The sequence below is a fragment of the Actinomyces sp. B33 genome (assembly GCF_028437565.1).
GTDB lineage: Bacteria > Actinomycetota > Actinomycetes > Actinomycetales > Actinomycetaceae > Pauljensenia.
Map to the genome: position 1 here is coordinate 37,389 of NZ_JAMRYR010000006.1, position 23,357 is coordinate 60,745.

Genomic DNA, 23,357 nt, shown 5'->3' on the forward strand with positions numbered 1-23,357 from the left:
CGCGCCCGGCATTGGCGGTCTCATGCGCCGGCGCCTGATCGAGCGCGCGGCGGGACTCGCGCCGCCCGGGCGGACACGCCTGTGATCGGGCGCGTTCCCATTCTTATCGGCCCGGCAGGGCGCCGTCTTTTCATCCGCCCGGCGGATCGCCGTCGCACGGGACCATGAGGGCCGACCTGGTGAACACGGTCGCCCCACCCCCGTTCTTTACCTATTGTTGGAGCATGAAACGCTTTCTCTTGGTCTCCACTCGTCCCGAGGACGAGGCGATCGACGCCGAGTACCACGCGTTCCGCGTGGGAATGGGACTGGCCCCCGAGGGTCTCGAACAGATCCGACTCGACATGCTCGGCCTGCCCGACATCGACCTCGACGACTACTCCGGCGTCGTCATCGCCGGATCCTCCTACGGGACGACCACGGCCGACGATGCGAAAACCGCGACCCAAAAAGCCGTCGAGTCCGAACTCATGCGCCTCTTCGGCGACATCATCGACGCCGGCACGCCCTGCTTGACCACGGGGTTCGGCACGGAGGTCGCCACCGTCTTCCTCGGCGGCCTCGTCAGCCGACGATGGGCCGAAGACCCCCAGATCGCCGAGATCATCATGACGACCGGCGCCTGGGACGAACCGATCTTCGCCGGCCTCGACCGGGAGTTCTCGACATTCGTCGGCCACCACGAGGCCGTCGAGGTCGTCCCCGCAGGTGCCGACGTCCTCGCCCGCTCCTTGACGTGCCCCGTCGAGGTCATGCGGATCGGAGAGCGGTTCTACGCCCTCCAGTTCAACCCGGAGCTCGACTCGGTGTCGATCGCGCGGACCCTCGAACGCTACGAGGACGCCGGGTACCCCGGCACCGACGATCCCGACGAGTTCTTGCGCATCGGGCGCGAGGGCGCCGGCGACCATCCGGCCGCGCAGATCCTCAAGAACTTCGTCTCGATGTTCTCGTCCTGACAAGCCGATGCGCGCGCCGGGCTTTGACCCCCGGCGCGCGCACGCGGTTTCTCGGATTATTCAGCGGCATCGGGCCGCGTCCTCGTCTGTCGACGCCGACTGGCCCGTCCCGTACGCGACGGGCCGCGTGGGGCGGACGGTCAGCGGGCTTCGGTCTCCATCGAGCCGGCCATCTGCTGCGAGAGAGCGTTCATGCCCTCGTTGATGCGCTGCTGGAACTCCGGGCATTGCGCGGACAGGTCCGACAACGCTCGTTTCACGCGCTCGCTCGCGGCCGTCATATCGGATTGCATCTTCTCGAGGGCCTCGGGGTCGTCAAGGTTCATGTTGGTGAAATCGACCGAACGGATGGCCTCGCCCGCTTCGAGGTAGTCGATCCACGCATCCTTGACCGGGCCATCCGAGAGAGAACTGGTGACTTGGGCGGCGGCAGCCACGAGGTCGGCGGTGATCGTCTCATAGTCCTCGGGCGAGGGCTCGGCGGCCTCGTACTTCGCATTGAGGGGCTCGTAGGCGGCGGTCAGGGTATCGAGGAACTCCCGGCAGTCATCCCCGGAAGCGGCGGACGCGGACGGAGTCGACGAGGACGTCCCCGCCGACTGGGCCGGCTGGGAGGTCTGGGACTGGGGTCCTCCGCCGTTTCCGCCCGAGCAGGCGGCCAGGCCGAGGCCGAGGAGAACGACGGGTGCGATGGTGAGCATTCGTTTCATATCCCGATTGTCCGGGGCGAAACCACGGGTGGCAAGAGGGGTTTTCGACATGGAGATGTTCTCGGATCCGCGGTTCCGCGCGTGCCGGTCCAGTGGATTCGGCGCCCGATCCATGCGGACGCCCTCGTCACCGAGGTGTTCGCCCTCTTCCGAGGGGGGTCGGCACCGACGTGCGCAGGCGCATGGCGGGATGTCGGGCGGTGAGGAGTGTCATCGCTGCGCAATCCGTCCGGTTCGCGTTTTCATCGACGAGTCGTCTACCATGGGACCGCTCGTCGTTGACGGGCGCCGGAGGATTCGCCTAGTGGCCTATGGCGCACGCTTGGAAAGCGTGTTGGGTGCAAGCCCTCGGGGGTTCGAATCCCCCATCCTCCGCAAACCCCCTCGGGACCTCGTCGGCCCGAGGGGTTTTTCTTGCCAGGACAAAGAAACTTGGAGTCTGATACGCCTCCGGTTATGGCTGGGCGCACTAGAGGGCCACACCGTTCCGATGGGGATCGGAAGTAGACGCCAGGTTCCTGTGAGGTCATAGGACCTGGAATCCTCGCCTTCTCGGGCTATGTGAGCCGCGCCGGCGAAATGGTCGCATCGCCGGCGATCATGCCGGAATCTCCCTCGGCGCGATCCCCATCTAGATCACGACCGGCTTGTTCCACACGGCCTAGTCGGCGGCGGGGTTACGGCGTGCGTCCGGCTCGGCATCGTGGCGAGCTGAGTCGAGGTGCTCCAGGATTGCGCGCTTGCCGTTCTTCTTGTCCACGACTTGCGCAGCGGTAGCGCCTGAGGCGGCGCGCGCCATGCGCGGATAGGGCCTCACCCACCTGGGCCCCACCCTCTTGGTGCCCGAGAACACTAGACCGCTACGCCATTGCGACGAAAAGCCCCCCAGGAAGCCAGAACCCCACAAGCGGCACGAGTCAGGTACGACGGCTATTCGTGATGCGTCCTCGTGTGGAGTCGGCGGCCCGCGCAATGACCGTTCCACCTCACCTGACGCAACGGCTACCGGCGTCGCCCTACCAGCTCAGCTAATCGGATGATGCCATCCGCACCAGTGCCTGCCTGAGACGTCCACCCGTCCTGCTCGCCGACACCCCGCGTTGAGCGGAACGGCGTCATGCAACGTTGGAACTACTCGTTACACAAGAGAGTGGAAGGTGACCAGAGCGGGTCCCGGAAAAGTTACGGTCGGCAGATGTCCCGCTCAGCCCGGCCCACAAGCCCCTTCGACCATGAGATAACCTCCAAGTATTGAGAAAACTGCGCGGTTTTTTAGATAACTGGGAATTTAAAATAGATAACTCTGCATTCTATGAGATAACATGAAGACGTGATCACCACACCTGAGGACCTTCAGGGAGCACTCGCTCGGCTCGCCCTCGATCAGGGCGACTCGCTCGACATCGAGGCCAAGACCTTTTCCGAGTTCTCCGCAGACAGCCTGGCCCCGTCGCTGTGCTCACTGGCGAACCTGCCTGGAGGCGGCGTCATCCTCCTCGGCGTCAACGAACGCCAGGACGATCCACTCACGGGAGTGGACGACCCTCACGCCCTCGCGCAACAGGTCACGAACCTGGCTCGCAACGGATTCGCTCCCCCACTGACAGTTCACACCGCGAGTATCCGTCTGGGCGAGACCACAGTCGTCGCCGTCAACGTCGACGAGGCGCCCATCAGCCGCAAACCGGTCGCCTGGCACGGCAAGGCCTACGTTCGCCAGTACGACGGCGACTACACCATGTCGCTTCAGGAGCAGCAGCAGCTTCTTCGACGTCATGACAGGCCCCGGGATGACCGGGCCATCGTCCCAGGCACGAACATCAGCGACCTGGACCCGGCCCGCATCGCCGACTTCGCCACTTCCGTCCGGCGCTCCACCCCGGCCCTGCAGAACGCCACCAACGACGACATCCTGTTGCGGATGAACGCACTTACAGGCTCCGGAGAGGCAACGGTTGCAGGACTCTATGCACTGGGCGTCTACCCCCAGCAGCACCTCCCCCACCTCAGCCTCACCGCAGCGGTGACAACTAACAGTTCCCAGAACCCCACCCACCGCGCGTCCAACCGGAAGGACTTCACCGGCCCGCTGCCCACTATCCTCGACAACACGGTCGAATGGGTTGCTCAGAACATCTCCAGTTCCATGGTGGTCAACACCGATGGACGCGCCGACACCACCTTCTCAGTCCCGCTCGTCGCCGTCAGAGAGGTCGTCGCCAACGCACTCGTCCACCGCGATCTGTCAGAGGCAACAAGCGGACGGGTAGTTGAGTTGCGCCTGACAAGCACAGGACTGGTTCTCACCAGCCCCGGCGGCCTGTGGGGCCTGAGCGTCGACCAGCTCGGGACGCCGGACGGGAAGAGCGCGGTCAACGAGTTCCTGTATGGAATCTGCAGGCACGTGGGCGGACGCGATCATCGCGTGATCGAAGCCATGGGGACCGGGATCAGGACGGTCCGGGACGCTCTGGCGGAGGCCGGTCTGGAGCCTCCCCGCTTCATTGACAACGGACTGCGTTTCACCGTCGTCTTCCCCAACCATGCGATGTATTCCTCCGGTGATCTCACCTGGCTGGGGACCGTGAAGACCACCGGACTCAGCAGAGCCCAGAAGGAGGCGCTCCTGCGCATGCGCGCAGTCGGCCCATTGTCCAATGGCGACTATCGCAGCTTCGCCGGGGTCGACTCGACGACCGCTCGATCCGATCTCAAGGATCTCGTCGCTCGAGGGCTGGCGGTCCGGATGGGCAACCGCCGCGGCACCCGCTACGGCCTCTCCCCAAGCGTCAAGCCATGATGGTCCACCCTCACCCCTCTTCTTCAACTGATGAGATAACAACACGAGTTATGAGATAACTTCCAGGTTTTTAAGATAACCGGAGCGCTGATGGGATAACTGCCGGTCCCGTAAGACAACGCGACCGCATCGTTCTCAGAGTTGATCCGCTGCTCTGGGTGCGGGACGACGATGATTCACCGCGGTCCCGTCTACCAGCGCCTCCAAGTCCACACGGGGTGGCTGCCACCGGTCGATCCGCTCCATTGAAATCTCGACGCTCGTGGAGCGGACGGTGTTGGCCACGTTCGAGCAGATCGCCCTCGACCCCACCGAACACCCACCACCCGGTACCGGCCTGGCGGCGCGGGTCGGTACCGCTGCGACGCTCGACGCGGATCGGGAGCGCCTGGCGCGACGCAGCAGCCAAAAATGCACCGAGCGAGCCTGGCGGCAGTCGACGGCATCGGCCCAGTGGAGATAGTGGACGCGACAGCAAGAGGGGCGGCGGTACGGGTGCTCATGCCGTCAGGTACACCGCCCGTCCCGCAACAGTCAGCGGGCGGCGTGCTTGTCAGGGTGAGCGGCCCGGATCGCGTCGTTCAGGTCAGCGTCGTCGCGGAGTGAAGCGTTCTGGGTTTTGTTCCGGTCCAGTTTGAGAAAGGATCGGTGTTATGGCACGGCAGTATTCGGTGGAGTTCCGTTAGCGGGCGGTTCGTTTGGCCGAGGAACGGATGCGGGTTGAGGGGGTGTCCCAGTGGTTGGCGGCTGTGGGGGTCGGCGAGGTGCTGGGGGTGTCTCCTCATACGATTCGGGGTTGGCTTCGTGGGCGCGGTTTGGGCGAGGATGCCCACAGGCCCGTTGTCTAGAAGGAGGATCTTCAGGCCGAGAATCGGCGCCTGGTTCGTGAGAATCGCGAGCTTCGCAGAGCCAACGAGATTTTGAAAGCCGCCTCAGCTTTTTTCGCAGCGGAGCCAGGTCGTCCCGGCCCGCGATGATCCGTTTCATCACCGAGCACAAGGATCGTTTCGGGACCTGGCCCATTTGCCGGACTATGGGAGAGTATTTCCCGGGGTTCATCACCTCTCGGGGATACCGGGCGGCTCGAAGCCGCCCGGCCTGGGCCAGGGCGCGCAGTGATGCGGTTCTCCTCGACGTCGTCAAGCAGGTTCACGCCGATAACTACGGCGTGTACGGGATCGGCAAGATGTGGCACCAGATGCGCCGACAAGGCTGGGACGTCGGGCGCAACCAAGTCGCTCGCCTCATGAAGGCCGCGGGCTTAAGCGGGATGCGACGCGGACGATTCCCCATCACCACGCGCCCCGCCAAGGGCACGGATGCGCGTCCTGACCTCGTCAAACGCAACTTCAGAGCAGACGCTCCCAACAAGCTATGGGTCGCAGACATCACCTATGTGCGCACGCGATGCGGGTTCGTCTACACGGCGTTCATCACCGACGTCTACTCCCGCAAGAATTGTCGGCTGGTCCACGAAAGCCGCCCTGACGGCCCAAGAACTCCCTCTCGAAGCTCTCCACTGGGCGATCACCGTATCGAAAGGACGCCTATCGGGACTCGTTCACCATTCCGATCACGGCACCCAGTACCTGTCCATCGACTACACGAACGCCCTCGAGGACTACAAGATCACAGCCTCGACGGGCAGTGTGGGAGATTCCTACGACAACGCGCTGGCTGAAACCATCAACGGTTTGTACAAGACCGAACTCATCTACCTGCAAGGCCCATGGGCCGGCCTGGACCACGTCGAACTCGCCACCGCCGGATGGGTCCACTGGTGGAACACGAAACGCCTCCACCACGCCCTCAACTACCGCACCCCGCAAGAAACACAAGACGCATACAATCACCACCACGCCCCAACCCTTGTTGGAGCATAGAAGCGGAACAAAACCCAGGACGCTTCAACCCAACCGATGACCCAACCGACCTTGCGCAAACCGCACGATTCCGCGGTTGGGTCACTCGGGTCACCCCCGCCAGGGACTCAACCCCTGCCACGACGCCACCAGTGGGAGCACCCCCAATGGGGGCGAATCCTCGAAACCGGAGAACGGCCCTACATCCTCGACCCCGCCAAAGCCTCCCAATGGCACAAGGAAGGCCAACCCCCCATCACTCGCCCCGAATTCCCCAGCCCCACGGAACCCACTCCCGAAGAAACCGAGCTCACGCTCAACTTCAACGGCGCAGCATCATGAAGCCCTCCACAACCACGAAAGGGAACCAGACGATGATCAACCGCCATGACGGCACGCGCAACGCCGGAACCATCAACGGCCACACATTCACCATCCACGGCGTCGGTCCCCACACCGACACAGACACAGGCCCCATCCTCAACGTCCCCGAGGTCCAAATCCGCGACCTCGAAGACGCCGAACGCCTGACACGAATCCTCAAAGAATACGTGACGCTTCGGAAGCGATGGATGAAGTAACCCCCCAGGGGGTAGCCCCGAACACCCCACCCGATAGACCGCCGGTAAGACGTGAAAAGTGCGCGTCGGGTTCAAGATTTTCCGGGGCTGTTAAAGGGACGGGATGTCTTCTACACGAGGACATCCCGTCCCCCCGTCATACAGATGTGGCGGTGCTCAGATGACACACACGCCGTCCGTCACTGCTATCCTCTGGCGATTCAAGGCTTCATCGACCCGCTGAGCTTGTTCCATGAACGCCGCCACATCCGCATCCATATAACGCGCAACAGTCACAATGGAGTCAAGCATTTCTCGATGTCGTCCCCTCCACACCGGCTCATGATGGGCAACCCTGTTACGAAACACCCGAATGCCGTTCAAGAGCGTGTGAGCGCGTCTTCGACTCGGGTAGCCCCCAGAATCCTTCGGCATGTTTGGGAACGCCTTGTGCAGGTACGGCCGCCACAAGACCGTTTCGTAGTTCAGATCCCGGTTTCTTGGCTGTCCGGCATTGAGCAACCCCACCCAGAATCCCAACGATAAGCCCGCCACGAGGTCATCGTCAGAAGGTTCGGCCCCCAAAGAGCGTCGAAGGTCATCTTGAGCACGAGTCAAGGCCTCTCGTTCTCGTCGGTCCAAGTGCGATGCAAGCCACCCACCTTGCAGCCCATAGGGACGAAATGCCCCCTGGAGACGATTCCGAAGCGTGACTTCCAATAGGCTCAAAGAACCCCAGAAGGCCGAGGATAATTCGAGGTTCCACATGTACAACCGCAACGCCAGGTCCTCACGGCCGTCATAGCGGTCCAAATAGTGCTTGAGTCGCGCCTCTCCAATAGCAGCACGCAGGGACGGTACAGAGGCGGGATCTTGCGGCATAGCACCAAGACTAATGCCCTAGGGGTCCAGACTCGACGCAGCGAGTAAACCGGAAGCCCTAGGGCGACACAAAGTCATTTTAGGCCCCACAGACGCGATCAGCAAGACACTCTCGCAGCACACACCGGGTAGGCACATTGTGCCCACCCCCAGGAACCCCAGCCCCTCGCGCGCACTAGCAAATGCAATGATCCAGAGGGAGGGAACCAAGGGAAGGGAAACCGCGTTTCTTGCGCGCCCGTCAGGCGTCTCGGGTTCGGCTGGCAATAACGGACACCCCTGCGAGTCGGGAACAAAACGAAGTTGCTCCCGGCCCGCAGGGGCCCCGCACTCAGGCATGTTAGCCGAACGCCATAGAAAGGCGAACGCACCACCGAATTCTTACGTACCTGGGCACTACCTACACGTCGGCAAGGCCTCCAGGCGAGGAATCAGATCCGCGAGCGCGCACCTGAGCGCCGACAGATCCCAGACAGTGTGCTCAGCAGTCAGAACATCTACCAGCGGCCCCCCTTCATCATTCACCGTGACCTCAAGGAGGATCCCCGCGCCGTCCCCCTCGACCTCGACGACGAGACTGCGATACCAGGTGCCAGGATCGATCGGGTCCGCCGACAACACGGAGGGCTTCCACCAACAGGCGGAAGTCAGATCCTGGGCGCGAATCGTCGCAACACTCATCGAGCCACCCCCTCGGCGATGGGAGCGTGAGAGCATGCGGGAGTGCAACCCGTGGCCGTCATGCGCGGGTGGCGCGACTCTCGGAACGCATACGGGGTGCCCATGGCGGGCAATGGCGTTTCATCTGATTCTCCGACGCTATTCGCTGCTTCGGTGAGATCAGCCGCCAACGCAAGGGCCTCGCCACGGGTAAGCGTGATTCCGAAGTGATTAAGCGTGGAATCGCGGACCTGCTCGCCCCACCCGTTGCGCCCCACAGTGGTATCCCACATCAGCACATCGATTTCAACCGAACCGCCCGTGTTGTCATCGCGCCCCAGGACGACGGCCGAAAACCTCATCGCAGGATCAGCGTAATGGTGAGGGTGCCTGCTCAAGGTGAGCGGGTCGGAGCCGAAGACGATCCGGCGAAGCGGAAGGGCAGCGTTCGCGATGTCCGCCGCGGGGATGACTGTCCGGGACATTGTGGGGCCTTTCGGTTGTGCCTCACCGCTCGCCGAGACTCTTCCCAGTGTTCGCCATTTGTTCGCCGCGCTATCGACGAAAGACCCCCGGGGTTCCGTTTTCGTTGGAATCCCGGGGGCTCTCGTGGCGGTAGCGCTGGGATTTGAACCCAGGGTGGCTGTGACACCACACAGCATTTCGAGTGCTGCACCTTCGGCCGCTCGGACACGCTACCTTGTGCCGGACAGTTTACACGCCAGACGCCACCCAACGCCAACCCCCACCCGGACTGCGACCAGAGGCACACGACCGGCATCGCCCGGCCCCGCACGGCGGGATCGCCCGGCCGCCCCCGACACCATGGCGTCACAACGCCCCTGATAACCCCCTCGCACCCACACTCCCCTCCTCGGGGGCCGCCGATCCCCGAGAACCTCGCGATCACAGCTCGCATCGCTTTCTCGCACCCGCGCCCCCGCGCGGCCGGCGCCCGCGCGAACCGCGGATCCCATAGAACCCGAAAAGTAGGACCGAAGTCCCCGTCCCGCCGTCGGAGGCAGGCCATACGACCCCCGCCCCGCCAAACCCGGCCCACCATCAGGGATCGGCCTCGCCCCGCGCCCCCTCCCCCGGGATACTGAGGGATCAAGGCGAAGAATCAAGGAGGACTCTCGATGACCGCGCCCGAGCCCACCTGGGACGAAATCGACGCCCGCCCCTGCCCCACGTGGTTCACCCGCGCCAAGTTCGGCATCTTCATCCATTGGGGGGTCTTCTCCGTCCCCGCATGGCGCACCCTGTCGAACGAGCAGTTCGGCTCCTACGCCGAGTGGTACTACGCCTCCGTCTACGGCCCGTACCGCAACGCCGACGGCGACTTCCACCAGCGCCACTACGGCGACGCCCTCTACCGCGATTTCGCCAAGGACTTCACCGCCGAGCTCTTCGACCCCGATCGCTGGGCGGACCTGTTCAAACGGGCCGGTGCCCGATACGTGGTCCTGACTTCCAAGCACCACGACGGCTACTGCCTGTGGCCCACGGACAACCCTCACAAGAAGGACTGGAACGCCGGGGACGTCGGCCCGCGCCGCGACCTCGTCGGCGACCTGGCGGACGCCGTGCGTCGCGCCGGCCTGAGAATGGGCCTGTACTACTCGATGATCGACTGGGAGACGAACCGCTCCCACCGAGTAGACGGCGGCCATTTTATCCCCGAGCGCGACGCCGAGCTCTTCGGCATCCCCGAGGAGGACTACCCCACCGAGATCCTCGAGGAGCAGTGGAAGGACTTCAACACCCGGTACGCGCCCTCGGTGATCTACACCGACGGCGGTGAATGGGACCTGACCGAGGACTACGCCCAGACCCGCAAGCTCCTCGGATGGCTCTACTCCCAGGCCCCCAACCGCGACGAGGTCGTCGTCAACGACCGGATGCACGTCGGCATGCCCGGGACCCACGGCGACTACTACTCCACCGAGTACCAGGACGTCGAGGGCTTCGGCACAGCCCACCCGTGGGAGGAGTCCCGCGGCATCGGCGGCTCTTACGGCTTCAACCGGGCCGAGAACATCGAGGACTACGCGACCGCCCCGGAGCTCGTCTCCCTCCTCGTGCGGACCGTCTCCCAGGGCGGCAACTTCCTGCTCAACGTCGGGCCCACCGCCGACGGCCGCATCGACGTCCTCCAGCAGGAGCGGCTCCTCCAGATCGGCGCGTGGATGGACGACCACGGGAGCGCCATCTACGACACGACTCCCGCCGCCGGATGGTCGCCGGCCGACGGCGCCGAGGGGGTCCATCTGACCTCCGCCGGATCCCAGGTGTTCGCCATCGTCGAGGGCGGGGCGCGACGCATCGCCCTCGCCCACCCCGAGGGCGCGGCGGTCGTCTCCGCGCACGACCTGGCCTCGGGCGGGACGATCGAGGTCGAGGCGTCGGCCTCGTCGGTCTCGTTCACCGCGCCCGCGCCGCGCGCCGACGGCTGCCCCGTCGTCGTGCGCCTCGTCCTCGCCTGATCCCGGGGCGCGGCCCCCGACCGCTCGTCGGACGGGGGCGGGGCCGCCATCCGGGCCGGCCATCCGAGCCCATCGCCCGGCCCCGTCCGCCCCCGATCCTCACCCCGATCCCGATCCCGATCGATACAGGAGAAGCACCCATGACCCAGCCCACCGCCCCGGCCCCCGCGCGGCCGCCCGCGACGCCCGACACTCCCACCGGCGGCCCCACCCGCCCGATCGCCTTCTGGCATGCCCTCGCGCCCGTCCTGCTCCTCGTCGTCCTCATCCTGTGGGGCATGGTCATCGGCCCCCTCGCCTTCGGACTGGACTCGTGGCCGCTGGAGTTCACCTTCGCCATCGGCGCCCTGTGCACCTGGTGCCTCCTGTTCTTCCTCGGCTTCACCTTCGATCAGATCACCGAGAAGATGGGCGCCCGCACCCTGACGGCGCTGACGGCCATCTGGATGCTCATGTCCATCGGCCTGCTCATCGGCTCGTGGACCGCGTCGGGCACGATCCCGATGCTCGTCTACTGGGGGATGGAGATCATCAACCCCGCGTGGATCTACCTCGTCGCATTCCTCATCACCTCCGTGTTCTCCCTCGCAACGGGCACCTCCTGGGGGTCGGCGGGCACCATCGGCGTCGTCCTCATCGCCGTCGGCACCGCCACCGGTGCCCACATGGGGCTGCTCGCGGCCGCCATCATCGGCGGCGCCTACTTCGGCGACAAGATGTCCCCCCTGTCGGACACGACGAACATGGCGGCCATGGGCGCCCAGATCCCCGTCTACGACCACGTCCGCTCGATGCTCAACACGACCGGCCCGTCGTACCTCGTCGCCGCCGCCCTCTACGGGGCCGCCGGCTTCATCGTCCCGGCCTCGACGAACACGGACATCTCGCAGTTCACGGCGCCGACGGCCGACGCCCTGTCGGGCGCGTTCGATTTCAACCTGCTCGTCCTCATCCCGATCCTCGTCGTCATCGTCGGCGCCATCTGGCGCAAGCCGCCGCTGCCGACCCTGTTCTTCTCGATCGCGTCGGCGGCGCTCATCGCCGTCCTCGTCCAGGGAACGAGCTTCACCGACCTGATCTCCACGCTGATGAACGGCTTCACACCGGAGTTCCTCGCCGACGGCGGGGCGGCCCTCAACGAGCAGGCCGAGGCGATCGTCACCCGCGGCGGCCTGTACTCGATGGCCTCCGCCGTGTGCATCACCCTGTTCGTCTTCATGTTCATCGGCGCGATGGACGTCCTCAACTCGATGGAGGTCGTCGTCAACAGGGCCTTCAGCTGGGCCAAGTCGCGCCGGTCGGTGATCCTGTCGTCGCTCGTGGCCTCCGCGTTCGTCAACGGCTTCTCGTCGAACCAGTACGCGACGGCGTTCATCGTCGGCACGGCCTTCGGCCCGAAGTACGACGAGGCGGGCGTGCCCCGCAAGGTCCTGTCGCGGTCGATCGAGGACTACGGGACGTTCATCGAGCCGATGCTGCCGTGGACGACGACGGGCATCTACATGGTGACGACTCTGGGCGTCGCCTACGTCGACTATCTGCCGTTCATGTTCTTGCAGATCATCAACTTCATCATCGCCCCCGTCCTGGCGATCACCGGGATCGGCTGCTTCTACTCCGACAGGAGGAAAGCGGCGGCGCGGGCCTGACCGGGTCGGGGCCGGCGGCGCCCGACCCGCCGGCCCGCTAGCCCGCCGGCCCGCCGACCCACTACCCCGGTCGGCGCTCGCGGAGCATTGCGCGTTCGGCGCCCCGATTGGTGAGTTCGGGGCCCCTTCGAGGGGTTCGGCTCGGGGCGGGGCGCCGCGATAGGCCGTGAGGCCGAGGAGGCGTGCCCCTAGGCCCCACGGCCGTGTTCGTGCCCGGCCCGATCGGTCAGACCGCGGTGGAGACGCGGGCGACGGCGGCCGCGTCGGTCGTCTCCTCCTCGGCGGCGGCCAGGTCGGCGACGCGCGACTCGTAGGCGGTCTTCTCGGCGGCGACGGCCTCGTCGTCCCAGCCGAGCAGTCCGGCCATGATGTCGAGGACCTCGTCGGCGGCGGACAGCCCCCGGTCGCGCTGCTCGAGGTCGAGGCGCACGCGGCGCAGGAGGACGTCGTCGAGGTGGGCGGCTCCCTCGTGGGTGACCGCCCAGGCGACCTCGGCGCGCAGGAACGCGGGCGCGGCGGCCAGCGGCTCGCCGTAGCGGGCCTCGGGTTCGGAGTCGATGAGGTCGAGGATCGCGGGGACCTCGTCGCCGTAACGGTCGAGGAGGTGGTCGACGCGCGAGAGCGCCCATCCTCGTTCGCGGGCGATCGCGCCGGCGCCGGCGGCGACCCTGCGGTAGCGCAGGGCGCCGACGAGGGGCAGGTCCGCGGTCTTGGAGGGATGGGCCTCGGCCATGGGCTTACCGAGGGCGTGGTCGACGGCGTCCTCGGCCATGACCCGGTAGGTCGTCAGTTTGCCGCCGGCGATGGCGGTCAGGCCGGGGGCGACGCGGGTGACGGTGTGCTCGCGCGAGACTTTCGTCGACGCGGTCTCGGCGCCGGGGCGCAGCTGGGGCTGGAGGAGGGGGCGCAGGCCCGCGTAGACGCCGATGATCTCGTCGCGGCCGATGGGACGGGCGAGGACGGAGTTGGCGTGGTCGAGGATGTAGTCGATGTCGGCGCGGGTGGCGACCGGCTTGGAGACGTCCTCCGTCCACGGGGTGTCGGTGGTGCCGATGACCCAGTAGCGGGGCCAGGGGATGATGAAGAGGACGGATTTCTCGGTGCGCAGGAAGATGCCGGATTCGGCGTCGATGGATTCCTTGGGGACGACGATGTGGATGCCCTTGGACGCGAGGACTTTGAGGCCTCCGGCGTCGGTGGCGAGGTCCTGGGTCTCTTCGGTCCACACGCCGGTGGCGTTGATGACGCGGGAGGCGCGGATCTGGCGGATGGCGCCGGTTTCGCGGTCCTCGACGACGGCGCCGCAGACGGCGCCGCGGGGGTCCTTGAGGAAGTCGGTGACGCGCGTGCGGTTGGCGGCCAGGGCGCCCAGGCCGACGGCGGTGCGGACGAGGTCGATGACGAGGCGCGAGTCGTCGACTCGGGCGTCGTAGAAGCGGATGGCGCCGGCCAGGTCGGAGGTGTCGAGCGCGGGGGCGAGGGCGGCGGTGCCCTTCTTGCCGAGGTGCTTCTGCATGGGGACGGTCGCGCGCCCGCGGGCGCCGGCCAGGGCGAGGGCGTCGTACATGCCGACGCCGACGGCGGAGTAGGTGCGCTCGTAGTGGTGCTTGAGCGGCCAGAGGAAGGGCTGGGCCTTGACGAGGTGGGGGGCGGTGGTCGTCAGGAGGCGGCCGCGCTCGGTCAGCGCCTCGTGGACGAGGGCGAAGTCGAGTTGGTAGAGGTAGCGCAGTCCGCCGTGGACGAGTTTGGAGGACCAGGAGGAGGTGCCGGAGGCCCAGTCCCCCATGTCGACGATGCCGGTGCGCAGGCCGCGGCTGGCGGCGTCGACGGCGATGCCGGCGCCGGTCACTCCTCCGCCGACGACGAGGATGTCGAGGGGTTCTGCGCCGGTCATGGCGTCGAGCGCGGCGGCGCGCTGGTCGCGGGTCAGGGCGGTGTCCGTGAGGGGGATGGTCATGGGGTCTCCTGATGGTGGGCGGAGGCCTGGGACGGGCGTCCTCGGCAGTCGGTATCCAGGATGTCAACCGAGGGGACGATGCGCACGACCGAAGAACGTTTGTGCACACCGCTATTAGGCCAGCGAATCCTTTCTCATATCACTGAGGTCGGCCTCAGCCCCTCGTCCGCCCGTGCCATCCGCTCGCATAGGCGCCCCGGGACCGAGGGCGCGCTCAGTCCCTCGCCGCCCCCTCGGCGCGCCCCAACCGCCCGGCTCGGCCGAGCGCCACCCCCGGCGCCGGCACGCGCTACGGCCTCCCCGTGCGCCGGTAGGGGTCGCAGGCGCCGCCCCGACACACGCACGCGCCATCGGCACCGGCCCCCGCCAGCCCGCCCCGGCCTCGACGACTCCGCCCCACCGCCCACCCGGGCGACCATCCGCCCTACCGGCGGAAGGCCGCCCCCCGGCGCGGCGGCAACGACGGCATCCCCAGGCCCACGACCCCGCGGCCGCCCGCCTCGACGGACCCGCCGGCGCACCCCGAGCACCCGCCCGCGCCGCCCGACGGCCCCGCCTCATCGTCGAGATCCAGGCCGACGAGCTCGAGGACCTCCGGATCCTCGCCGCGACCCGCATGCGCCTCGAGCGCCGTCGAGAGCATCAGCTTGATCCGGTTGAGCTGATTGACCTCCGACGCCCCCGGGTCGTAATCCACCGCGACGATGTTCGCCTGCGGGTATCGGGTCCGCAGCGCCCGGAACATCCCCTTGCCGATGATGTGATTCGGCAGGCACGCGAAGGGCTGAGCGCAGATGATGTTCGGGCACCCGTGCTCAATCATGTCGACCATCTCGGCCGTCAGGTACCAGCCCTCGCCCGCCTGATTCCCCAGGCGCGCGATGTCCTGGGAGCGGGCCGCCATCTCCATGATCCCCCGATGCGGCTCGAACTTGCCGCCGGTGCGCGCGAACGCCCGGCGCACGGGCCGCTCGTACTGCTCCATCGCCCACAGCGCCGCCGGGAGCATCCGCGCTCCCCGCCCGTCGATGCCGAGATTCTCCCGATCCCACTTCGACGTCGCCGCCGAGTTGTGGAAGAACTGCATGAGGCCCGGCAGCTCCGCCTCGCACCCCTCCGCCTCGATGACGTCGACCGCGTGATTGTTCGCATCGGGGTGGAACTTGACGAGGATCTCCCCGACGAGGCCGACGCGCGGCTTACGCGGGATGTCGCGCAGCTTCAGGGCGTCGAACTCGGCGACGCAGCGCGAGATCAGCCGCGAGTACGACAGGCGCGACCCGTAGGCCCGCGAGCGCCCCGTCTCGAACCACTCGGTGCAGATCGCGTTCCACCGCTCGTACAGCGCCATCGCCGACCCGGGCACCGCCTCGTAGGGCCGCACCCGCAGGAGCATCGACTGGATCGCGTCCCCCACGACGATCGCCTGAATCGCCTTGTGGAGCATCGGGAGGGTCATCTCGAAGCCCGGGTTGTCCTCGAGGCCCTGGACGGACACGGCGATGACGGGCACCTGCGGGTAGCCGGCGTCACGCAGCCCCTTGCGCAGCAGCGACGCGTAGTTCGTCGCCCGACACATGCCGCCGGTCTGGGTGATCGCCACCGCGGTCCTGTCCGGGTCGGCGCGCCCGGCGACGAACTCGTCGATGAGCTGCCCGATGACGACGATCGCCGGATAGCACGAGTCGTTGTTGACGTACTTGAGGCCGGTCTCCATGGTGTCGCGGTTCGTGTGCTCCAGTAGGCGCACGTTGAACCCGGCCCGGCGCAGGACCGGCACGATCAGGCGGAATTGGATCGGCGCCATCTGGGGGGCGAGGATCTCGTACCCGTCCTCGCGCATCTGGCGGGTGAAGACGGCGCGCGGGACGATGTGCCCGGCGCGGGCGGCCGCCTCCTCCTGGGCGGCGGCGGCCAGGGCCGGGTCGACCCGCCCGGGGCCCGCGTCGACGACGGACGAGGCGAGGACGGGCGCATCGGACGCGCCCCTCCCCCCGGCCGGGGACCGCCCCGGAGCGGCGGGCGCGGGCGAGGCGGCGGAGTCCTCCGCCCGCGCGGCGTCGATGCGGGCCGACTGGGCGGCGCGCTCGGCGACGGCGGCGTCGAGGGAGCGCAGGCGGATCTTCGCCGCCCCGAGGTTGGAGACCTCGTCGATCTTCAAGACGGTGTGGACGTCGCCGCGGCCCTCGAGGATCTCCTGGACCTGGTCGGCGGTGATCGCGTCGACCCCGCAGCCGAAGGAGTTGAGCTGGACCATTTCGAGGTCCGGCTCGTCGCCGACGCGGGCGGCCGCCTCGTACAGGCGCGAATGATAGGACCACTGGTCGCGCACCCGCAGGGGGCGTTCGAGCCTCCCGTCGGCGATGGAGTCTTCGGTGAGGACCGCCATGCCCAGGCCGACGACGACCTCGGGGATGCCGTGGTTGATCTCGGGGTCGAGGTGGTAGGGACGCCCCGCCAGGACGATGCCGCGCACCCCGTGCTCGCGCATCCAGGCGAGGGATTCGGCGCCTTTGTCGCGGATCTCCTGCTTGACGGCGGCGTCCTCCTCCCATGCGGCGTCGAGGGCGCGGCTCATCTCCTCCAGGGGGATGTCGTAGCCGTGCTCGGCGAAGGAGCGGACGAGGTGGGCGGGCAGGTAGTCGCGGTTGCCGAGGTTGACGAAGGGGCTGATGAACGTCACCGCGGGGTCGTTGAGGCGCTCCATGTTGGTGCGGATGACCTCGGGGTAGGTGGCGACGACCGGGCAGTTGAAGTGGTTGTCGGCCCCGGCGCTCTTCTGCTCGTAGGTGACGCACGGGTAGAAGATCGTCGTCACCCCCTTGTCGAGGAGGGACTCGATGTGCCCGTGGACGAGCTTGGCGGGGTAGCAGACGTTCTCCGAGGGGATCGATTCCATGCCGGACTCGAAGAGCTGGTGGGTGGATCGGCCGGAGATCATCACGCGGAAGCCGAGCTCGGTGAGCATGGTGAACCAGAACGGGTAGTTCTCGTACATGCCCAGGACTCGGGGGATGCCGATGTCGCCGCGGTGGGCCTTGGCCTCGGTGAGGCGCCGGTAGCCGAAGATCCTCTTGTACTTCCAGTCGTAGAGGTTGGGCAGGTCGGACTTCTTGGGGACCTTCTCCAGGGAGGCGCCGCGCTCGCAGCGGTTGCCGGAGACGTGGCGCTCCCCGTTGGAGAAGGTCGAGATCGTCATCTGGCAGTGGTTCTGGCACAGGCGGCAGGTCTTGCGGGTCGTATCGACGTGGAAGTCGTCGAGGGCGTCGAGGCGGGCGAGGCTGGACTCGCCCTCGCCGGCGTCGTGGAGGCGGGCGGTCAGGGCGGCCCCGTAGGCGCCCATGAGGCCGGCGATGTCGGGGCGCACGACGTGGCGCCCGGTGAGCAGTTCGAAGGCGCGCAGCACGGAGTCGTTGAGGAAGGTTCCTCCTTGGACGACGACGCGCTCGCCGAGATCGGAGGGGTCCTTGAGCTTGATGACCTTGTAGAGGGCGTTGCGCACGACGGAGTAGGACAGTCCAGCGGAGATGTCGCGGACGTCGGCGCCCTCCTTCTGGGCCTGCTTGACGGAGGAGTTCATGAAGACGGTGCACCGGGTGCCCAGGTCGACGGGGCTGGTGGACTCCATCGCGGCCCGGGCGAAGGAGCGGACGTCGGTGCCCATGGTCTCGGCGAAGGTCTGGAGGAAGGAGCCGCAGCCCGACGAGCAGGCCTCGTTGACGCTGATGGAGTCGACGGCCCCGTCCTTGATCCGCAGGTACTTCATGTCCTGGCCGCCGATGTCGATGACGGAGGTGACGCCCGGCTGGATGGCTTCGGCGGCCCGGTAGTGGGCCATCGTCTCGATCTCGCCCTCGTCGAGGGTCAGGGCGGCGGTGACGAGGCCCTCGCCGTACCCGGTGGCGCAGGATCGGCCGATGACGGCGTCGGCGGGCAGTTCGGTGCGCACGCGGCGGACGATGTCGACGGCGGCGGCGACGGGGTCGCCCTCGTTGGAGGCGTAGTGGGTGAAGACGATGCGATCGGACTGGTCGATGACGACGGCCTTGATGGTGGTGGAGCCGGCGTCGATGCCGAGCCAGCAGCGGCCGTGGGCGTCGCTCAGGCCCGCCCGGGGGATGGTCTCTCGCCCGTGGCGCCGGGTGAACTCCTCCTTCTCGGAGTCGTCGGCGAACAGGGGGCGCATCCGCGGGGATTCGGCGGCGATGGACGCCTGGACGAGGGAGTCGACGAGGTCGGACAGGGGGCGCGGGGCCGCGTCGCCGTTCGCGCCGGAGCCCGCGAGGAGGGCTGCGCCGATGGCGACGTAGAGCTGGGCGTTGTCGGGGGCGACGAAGGCGTCGGCCTTGGGCAGGAGCTCCTGATAGGCCTCGCGCAGGCGGGGGAGGAAGTGGAGGGGGCCGCCGAGGAACATGACGGTGCCGCGGATGGGCCGCCCGCAGGCGAGTCCGGCGATGGTCTGGGTGGCGACGGCGGTGAAGATCGAGGCGGCGAGGTCCTCGTGCGCCGCCCCCTGGTTGATGAGGGGCTGGATGTCGGATTTGGCGAAGACGCCGCAGCGCGAGGCGATGGGGTAGAGCTGAGTGTGCCGGGAGGCGAGGTCGTCGAGGCCGGAGGCGTCGGTGTGCAGGAGGGTCGCCATCTGGTCGATGAAGGCGCCGGTGCCTCCCGCGCAGGTGCCATTCATGCGCTGCTCGGGTGTGGGGTGGAGGTAGGTGAGTTTGGCGTCCTCGCCGCCCAGCTCGATGACGACGTCGACGTCGGGGTGGAGTCGTCGGGTGGCCTCGGTGCCGGCGATGACTTCTTGGACGAAGGGGATGCCCATGGCGCGGGCGGTGGTCAGGCCCCCGGACCCGGTGATGGCGGCGTGGACGACGAGACCGGGGTGGGCGTCCTCGATGTCCTCGAGGAGCCTGCCGAGTTCGGCGCGCACGTCGGCGTTGTGGCGCCGGTAGTCGGAGAAGAGGAGCCGGTTGGAGTCCAGGAGGACGGCTTTGACGGTGGTCGAGCCGACGTCGATGCCCAGGCGCACGGGAGCGGTCCGGGCGCGTCCCCGCGCGGCGGGGGCCTGGAGGTTGGCGTCGGGTGCCCGGGTGGTGTCCATGGCTGCTCCTCGATGGGGTCCACTGGGGACGCTAGGGGCCGACGACCAGAATTTCCAGGATGATGAAATTAGGATGGGATGATGACCGACGCCCCCGAATCATCCCCGCCATCCCAACGCAATCCGCCGACGCACGCCCCCTTGGGAACCGCCCGGAACCCCGAGCGCGTGGAAATCGCCCCGGGGGATAAACGCGACGCCCCCATCATGAAAACCTCGGGCGGCCGACGCGGGCCCGCCGACGCGCGCGGCCGCATCCGCGAGCGCATCCGCCAATGCGCGCGCGCCGAGTTCATCGACTCCGGGTACGACGGCGCGACCATCCGCGCCATCGCCAGACGCGCCGACTGCGACTCCGCCCTCGTCACCTACTACTTCGGATCCAAGCAGAAGCTCTTCCGCGCCTGCATGGACCTGCCCGACGATCCCGCCCAGATCATCCTCTCCCTCCTCGCCCCCGGCCCCGACGGCGCCGCCGAACGCCTCCTGAACTACGGCTTCGACCTGTACGAGCACCACATGACCTCCGACACCCTCCAGGCCCTCATGCGCGCCCTCGTCACCGACGCTCAAACGTCGCAACGCTTCCGCCACTACATCCGCTCCGACGTCCTCGGGCCCGTCCAGGCGTTCATCGGAGCCGACCGCGACTTCGCCGAGCAGATCGAGGCCGCCATGGCGATGATGTACGGCATCGCCGTCATGCGCTACCTCGTGCGCCTCGAACCCCTCGCCTCCATGCCCCGCAAGCGCCTCATCTCCCAGGTCGCGCCGATTCTCCAAGAGCGCATCGATCGGATCTTCGCCCACGCCCACCGCCCATGAACCGCCGACTCGCGGCACATCGCCGCCCCAACGGGACTCGAAAGGAACGCACACCTGCAATAATCCTGGGCACCCGACCGGTTCCTCTTCGAAGGATGATGATGAACACCACCCCCGCGACCCTCGACCTCGTCGACATGTTCACCGCCCTTGGAAGACTGACCCCCGCACAGCAGTCCCTCTTCCGTCAGATCGGATCGCACCACGAACCCGTGACCGTCTCCACCCTCGCCCGCGAGCTCAGCCTGCACACCTCGTCGATCCGCGAGACCCTCGACGGACTCCTCGACTCCCGCGTCGTCATCGCCCAGCCCCTCGCCCCCCGCGGGCGGGGCCGCCCCGCCGTCGGCTACACGACGACCCTCCCCTCCGACCCCCTCTTCCCCGTCTACACGATCCACCACCTGTCCAGCGCCCTCTTCGCCTGGCTGCGCGACGCCCACCCCGACGACGCCGAGGCCTGCGCCTACGCCATCGGCGAGCAGTGGGCCCTGAGGGCGATGGCCTCCCTGCGCCTGACCGACCTGTCCGAACTCGACGAGCTCCCCGACGGATTCGACCTCCCCCTCCACCTCAAGGAGGTCCGCGGGTTCCTCAGGATGCTCGGATTCGGGGCGGTCCGCGTGAGCGACTCCCCCAAGGCCCTGCGCCTCCTCGCCTCCCCCCTGCGCGGCGGCCAGTGCCCCGAATCGCTCGTCGAGCAGATCACGCTCGGCCTCGTTCAGACGGTCTTCCGCCACGCGGTCGGTCCCTTCGCCCAGTGGAGCACCGTCCTCGATCAGGACGAGGCCGGGCCGACCATCGTCATCACCATCCCGCCCGACCCCGGCCATTACAGGGACGAGGAGAATCCGAGCTTGGCGCCGGCCGCACCGCCTGCGGGCCAGTAGTCCCCCGGATCCTCGCGGCGGCCCCGATCCGGCGCCGGCCGCACTCCCGCAAGAGCCCGCGCCGCCTCGGGCCGCCGCGCCGGGGCCTCATGCGGATGCGCAGTCGCCGATGCTTCTGCACGCCCGACGGCGTTCGGGGGCGCACCTGGGCCCAGATTTGGGCAATGTCATTGGTGGTGGGCGTTCGGGGTCGCAGCCCTAGCAGTAGCAGGCGACGGGGCCGTCGGGGCCGTCGATGACGCGCACGCGGGTCTCGAAGATGTCGGTGAGGACGTCGTCTCGCATGATCTCGTCCGGGGTGCCGACGTGGACGACGCGCCCGTCCTTCATCGCGCAGATCCGGTCGGCGTAGCGGGCGGCGAAATTGATGTCGTGGAGGACGACGACGATCGTCCGGTCGAATTCGACGGCGGCGCGCGCCAGGTGGCGCATCATGTCGACGGATCGGGCGATGTCGAGGTTGTTGAGCGGCTCGTCGAGGAGCACGTAGTCGGTCTCCTGGCACAGGACCATGGCGACGTAGGCGCGCTGGCGCTGCCCGCCGGAGAGCTCGTCGAGATAGCGGTCCTGCAGGCCGGTCATCCCCAGGAAGTCGATGCACCGGGAGATGACGGCCTCGTCGTCGGCGTTCAGGCGCCCGCGCGTGTGGGGGAATCGTCCGAATCCGACGAGCTGGCGGACGGTCAGCCGCGAGACGTAGTGGTTCTCCTGCCGCAGGATCGACACGACCCTGGCCAGGTCGGCGGACTTCGTCCGGGCGACGTCCATGCCGGCGACCTCGATGACCCCCTCGTCGATGCCCAGGAGGCGCCCGATCATCGTCAGGAGCGTCGACTTGCCGGCGCCGTTGGGGCCGACGAGGGCGGTGATGCCGCCGCGCGGGATGTCGAGGGCGACGGGGCCGATCCGCACGGTCTCGGAGTAGTTCTTGGCGGCGTCGCGGAGGCGGATCACAGGCGGCCCTTCGTGAGGACGACGGCGATGAAGGTCAGGCCGCCGACGAGTTCGATGATGATGGAGACGACGCCCTGGGCGTCGAAGACGTGGTTCATGATGAAGTAGGCGCCCGCGAGGACGGCGACCGCCAGGGCGACGGACATCGCGAAGATCCTCCGGTGGTCGTAAGTCGCGGAGAACTGGTGGGCGAGGGTGGCGACGAGGAACCCGAGGAACGTCATGGGGCCGACGAGCGCCGTCGACGTCGCCATGAGGATCGACACGAGGACGAGGACGACGACGCTCGTGCGCCGGTGGTCGACGCCCAGGCCGATCGCGGCGTCCCGGCCCAGGGCGAGGACGTCGAGACGACGGGTCATCAGGGCGAGCCCCGTCGCGCACGCGAGGACGAGGGGGACGGCGACGGGGTAGTACTCGGCGTCGGCGTTGGCCACCGACCCGAAGAGCCGGGCGGTGAGGACGTCGAACTCGCTGGGGGTCAGGAGCCGCTGCATGAGGGAGGACACGGATCCCAGGCCGGTCCCCAGGACGACGCCGATGAGGAGCATCGCGTGAAGGGAGGCGCTGCGACTGGTCAGGAGCCACGTGTACAGGACGAGGCACATGGCGACCATGAGGACGAGGGTGACGAGGAAGGTCTCGATGGTACGGGCGGCGGTCAGGCCGGAGACGCCGAAGAAGAAGACGGTGGAGGTGTGGATCGCCCGGTAGAGGGACTCGAACCCGAGGATCGACGGGGTGATGATCCGGTTGGCCGCGACCGTCTGGAAGGCGACGGTCGCCATGGACTGGCTGACGGCGACGACGCCGATGGCGACGACCGCGATGGCGCGGCGCTTGGCGATGAGCCAGAATCCGCGGGTGCCGGGCTCCATCGGGTTGTTCCAGACGAGCAGGCCGACGCACATGACGAGGCCGACGAGGGCGACGGCCGAGAAGATCAGCCACCACCGTCGCGAGGCGGCGCGGGTCGGGAAGGCGCCGGACGAGGGGGGCCGGGGCTCGGGCCGGTCGGCGCGGGCGGGGGGCGCCGCGCAGGGGGCGAGGGCGGTCATG

General features: G+C 67.6%; 14 protein-coding genes, 2 tRNA genes and 1 pseudogene. 9 read left to right on the forward strand and 8 right to left on the reverse strand.

Annotated features, from left to right (window positions below; genetic code table 11):
* Positions 1 to 224 precede the first annotated feature (224 nt).
* Positions 225 to 959 (forward strand): glutamine amidotransferase-related protein, encoded by a 735-nt coding sequence (locus M3T53_RS09375; protein WP_272434265.1) that lies wholly within the window; start codon positions 225 to 227, stop codon positions 957 to 959.
* Positions 960 to 1,099: 140 nt separating this feature from the next.
* On the opposite strand, the gene M3T53_RS09380 is transcribed toward M3T53_RS09375, so the two are convergent.
* Positions 1,100 to 1,669, reverse strand: a complete 570-nt coding sequence (locus M3T53_RS09380) for a hypothetical protein (protein WP_272434266.1) — start codon at positions 1,667 to 1,669, stop codon at positions 1,100 to 1,102.
* A gap of 290 nt (positions 1,670 to 1,959) precedes the next feature.
* Between M3T53_RS09380 and M3T53_RS09385 the strand changes: the two genes are divergently transcribed.
* From M3T53_RS09385 to M3T53_RS09400, 4 genes and pseudogenes are all read left to right on the forward strand, one after another.
* Positions 1,960 to 2,044: transfer RNA gene (locus M3T53_RS09385), tRNA-Ser, on the forward strand.
* Positions 2,045 to 2,999: 955 nt separating this feature from the next.
* Positions 3,000 to 4,469 (forward strand): ATP-binding protein, encoded by a 1,470-nt coding sequence (locus M3T53_RS09390; protein ID WP_272434268.1) that lies wholly within the window; start codon positions 3,000 to 3,002, stop codon positions 4,467 to 4,469.
* 713 nt (positions 4,470 to 5,182) lie between these two features.
* Positions 5,183 to 6,352, forward strand: a pseudogene (locus M3T53_RS09395) (IS3 family transposase).
* A gap of 317 nt (positions 6,353 to 6,669) precedes the next feature.
* Positions 6,670 to 6,912: a hypothetical protein gene (locus tag M3T53_RS09400; protein WP_272434269.1), complete on the forward strand. Its 243-nt coding sequence runs from the start codon at positions 6,670 to 6,672 to the stop codon at positions 6,910 to 6,912.
* A gap of 156 nt (positions 6,913 to 7,068) precedes the next feature.
* On the opposite strand, the gene M3T53_RS09405 is transcribed toward M3T53_RS09400, so the two are convergent.
* The 3 genes from M3T53_RS09405 to M3T53_RS09415 form a co-directional block, all read right to left on the reverse strand.
* Entirely contained in the window at positions 7,069 to 7,773 is a 705-nt protein-coding gene (locus M3T53_RS09405; protein ID WP_272434270.1) for a hypothetical protein, read from the reverse strand.
* A 677-nt stretch (positions 7,774 to 8,450) separates the two neighbouring features.
* Complete coding sequence (locus M3T53_RS09410) at positions 8,451 to 8,918, reverse strand: hypothetical protein (RefSeq protein ID WP_272434271.1); 468 nt, start codon at positions 8,916 to 8,918, stop codon at positions 8,451 to 8,453.
* A gap of 125 nt (positions 8,919 to 9,043) precedes the next feature.
* Positions 9,044 to 9,133, reverse strand: a tRNA-Ser gene (locus M3T53_RS09415).
* A 439-nt stretch (positions 9,134 to 9,572) separates the two neighbouring features.
* On the opposite strand from M3T53_RS09415, the gene M3T53_RS09420 reads away from it, so the two are divergent.
* Both M3T53_RS09420 and M3T53_RS09425 read left to right on the forward strand, forming a co-directional pair.
* Positions 9,573 to 10,919 (forward strand): alpha-L-fucosidase, encoded by a 1,347-nt coding sequence (locus M3T53_RS09420; protein WP_272434272.1) that lies wholly within the window; start codon positions 9,573 to 9,575, stop codon positions 10,917 to 10,919.
* A 140-nt stretch (positions 10,920 to 11,059) separates the two neighbouring features.
* A complete protein-coding gene (locus M3T53_RS09425) occupies positions 11,060 to 12,568 on the forward strand; it encodes a Na+/H+ antiporter NhaC family protein (RefSeq protein WP_272434273.1) in 1,509 nt (502 codons plus the stop codon).
* A gap of 226 nt (positions 12,569 to 12,794) precedes the next feature.
* On the opposite strand, the gene M3T53_RS09430 is transcribed toward M3T53_RS09425, so the two are convergent.
* Positions 12,795 to 14,525, reverse strand: coding sequence for a glycerol-3-phosphate dehydrogenase/oxidase (locus M3T53_RS09430; protein WP_272434274.1), 1,731 nt, complete (start codon positions 14,523 to 14,525; stop codon positions 12,795 to 12,797).
* A gap of 424 nt (positions 14,526 to 14,949) precedes the next feature.
* Positions 14,950 to 19,629 (reverse strand): acyl-CoA dehydratase activase-related protein, encoded by a 4,680-nt coding sequence (locus M3T53_RS09435; protein ID WP_272434275.1) that lies wholly within the window; start codon positions 19,627 to 19,629, stop codon positions 14,950 to 14,952.
* A gap of 207 nt (positions 19,630 to 19,836) precedes the next feature.
* Between M3T53_RS09435 and M3T53_RS09440 the strand changes: the two genes are divergently transcribed.
* Both M3T53_RS09440 and M3T53_RS09445 read left to right on the forward strand, forming a co-directional pair.
* Complete coding sequence (locus M3T53_RS09440) at positions 19,837 to 20,454, forward strand: TetR/AcrR family transcriptional regulator (RefSeq protein WP_272434276.1); 618 nt, start codon at positions 19,837 to 19,839, stop codon at positions 20,452 to 20,454.
* A gap of 101 nt (positions 20,455 to 20,555) precedes the next feature.
* Positions 20,556 to 21,344: a hypothetical protein gene (locus M3T53_RS09445; protein ID WP_272434277.1), complete on the forward strand. Its 789-nt coding sequence runs from the start codon at positions 20,556 to 20,558 to the stop codon at positions 21,342 to 21,344.
* A 198-nt stretch (positions 21,345 to 21,542) separates the two neighbouring features.
* Here the strand turns inward: M3T53_RS09445 and M3T53_RS09450 are convergent, their stop codons facing one another.
* Positions 21,543 to 22,298 carry an iron ABC transporter ATP-binding protein gene (locus tag M3T53_RS09450; RefSeq protein ID WP_272434278.1) on the reverse strand — a complete coding sequence of 252 codons (756 nt, stop codon included), beginning with the start codon at positions 22,296 to 22,298 and terminating at the stop codon, positions 21,543 to 21,545.
* Positions 22,295 to 23,356, reverse strand: coding sequence for an iron chelate uptake ABC transporter family permease subunit (locus tag M3T53_RS09455; RefSeq protein WP_272434279.1), 1,062 nt, complete (start codon positions 23,354 to 23,356; stop codon positions 22,295 to 22,297). Before M3T53_RS09455 ends, M3T53_RS09450 begins: the two co-directional genes overlap by 4 nt.
* Position 23,357 lies beyond the last annotated feature (1 nt).

Coding starts and splice junctions, on each gene's coding strand:
- M3T53_RS09375 (WP_272434265.1), top strand. CDS start 225: ATGAAACGCTTTCTCTTGGTCTCCACTCGTCCCGAGGACGAGGCGATC.
- M3T53_RS09380 (WP_272434266.1), bottom strand. CDS start 1,669: ATGAAACGAATGCTCACCATCGCACCCGTCGTTCTCCTCGGCCTCGGC.
- M3T53_RS09400 (WP_272434269.1), top strand. CDS start 6,670: ATGAAGCCCTCCACAACCACGAAAGGGAACCAGACGATGATCAACCGC.
- M3T53_RS09405 (WP_272434270.1), bottom strand. CDS start 7,773: ATGCCGCAAGATCCCGCCTCTGTACCGTCCCTGCGTGCTGCTATTGGA.
- M3T53_RS09410 (WP_272434271.1), bottom strand. CDS start 8,918: ATGTCCCGGACAGTCATCCCCGCGGCGGACATCGCGAACGCTGCCCTT.
- M3T53_RS09420 (WP_272434272.1), top strand. CDS start 9,573: ATGACCGCGCCCGAGCCCACCTGGGACGAAATCGACGCCCGCCCCTGC.
- M3T53_RS09425 (WP_272434273.1), top strand. CDS start 11,060: ATGACCCAGCCCACCGCCCCGGCCCCCGCGCGGCCGCCCGCGACGCCC.
- M3T53_RS09430 (WP_272434274.1), bottom strand. CDS start 14,525: ATGACCATCCCCCTCACGGACACCGCCCTGACCCGCGACCAGCGCGCC.
- M3T53_RS09435 (WP_272434275.1), bottom strand. CDS start 19,629: ATGGACACCACCCGGGCACCCGACGCCAACCTCCAGGCCCCCGCCGCG.
- M3T53_RS09440 (WP_272434276.1), top strand. CDS start 19,837: ATGAAAACCTCGGGCGGCCGACGCGGGCCCGCCGACGCGCGCGGCCGC.
- M3T53_RS09445 (WP_272434277.1), top strand. CDS start 20,556: ATGAACACCACCCCCGCGACCCTCGACCTCGTCGACATGTTCACCGCC.
- M3T53_RS09455 (WP_272434279.1), bottom strand. CDS start 23,356: ATGACCGCCCTCGCCCCCTGCGCGGCGCCCCCCGCCCGCGCCGACCGG.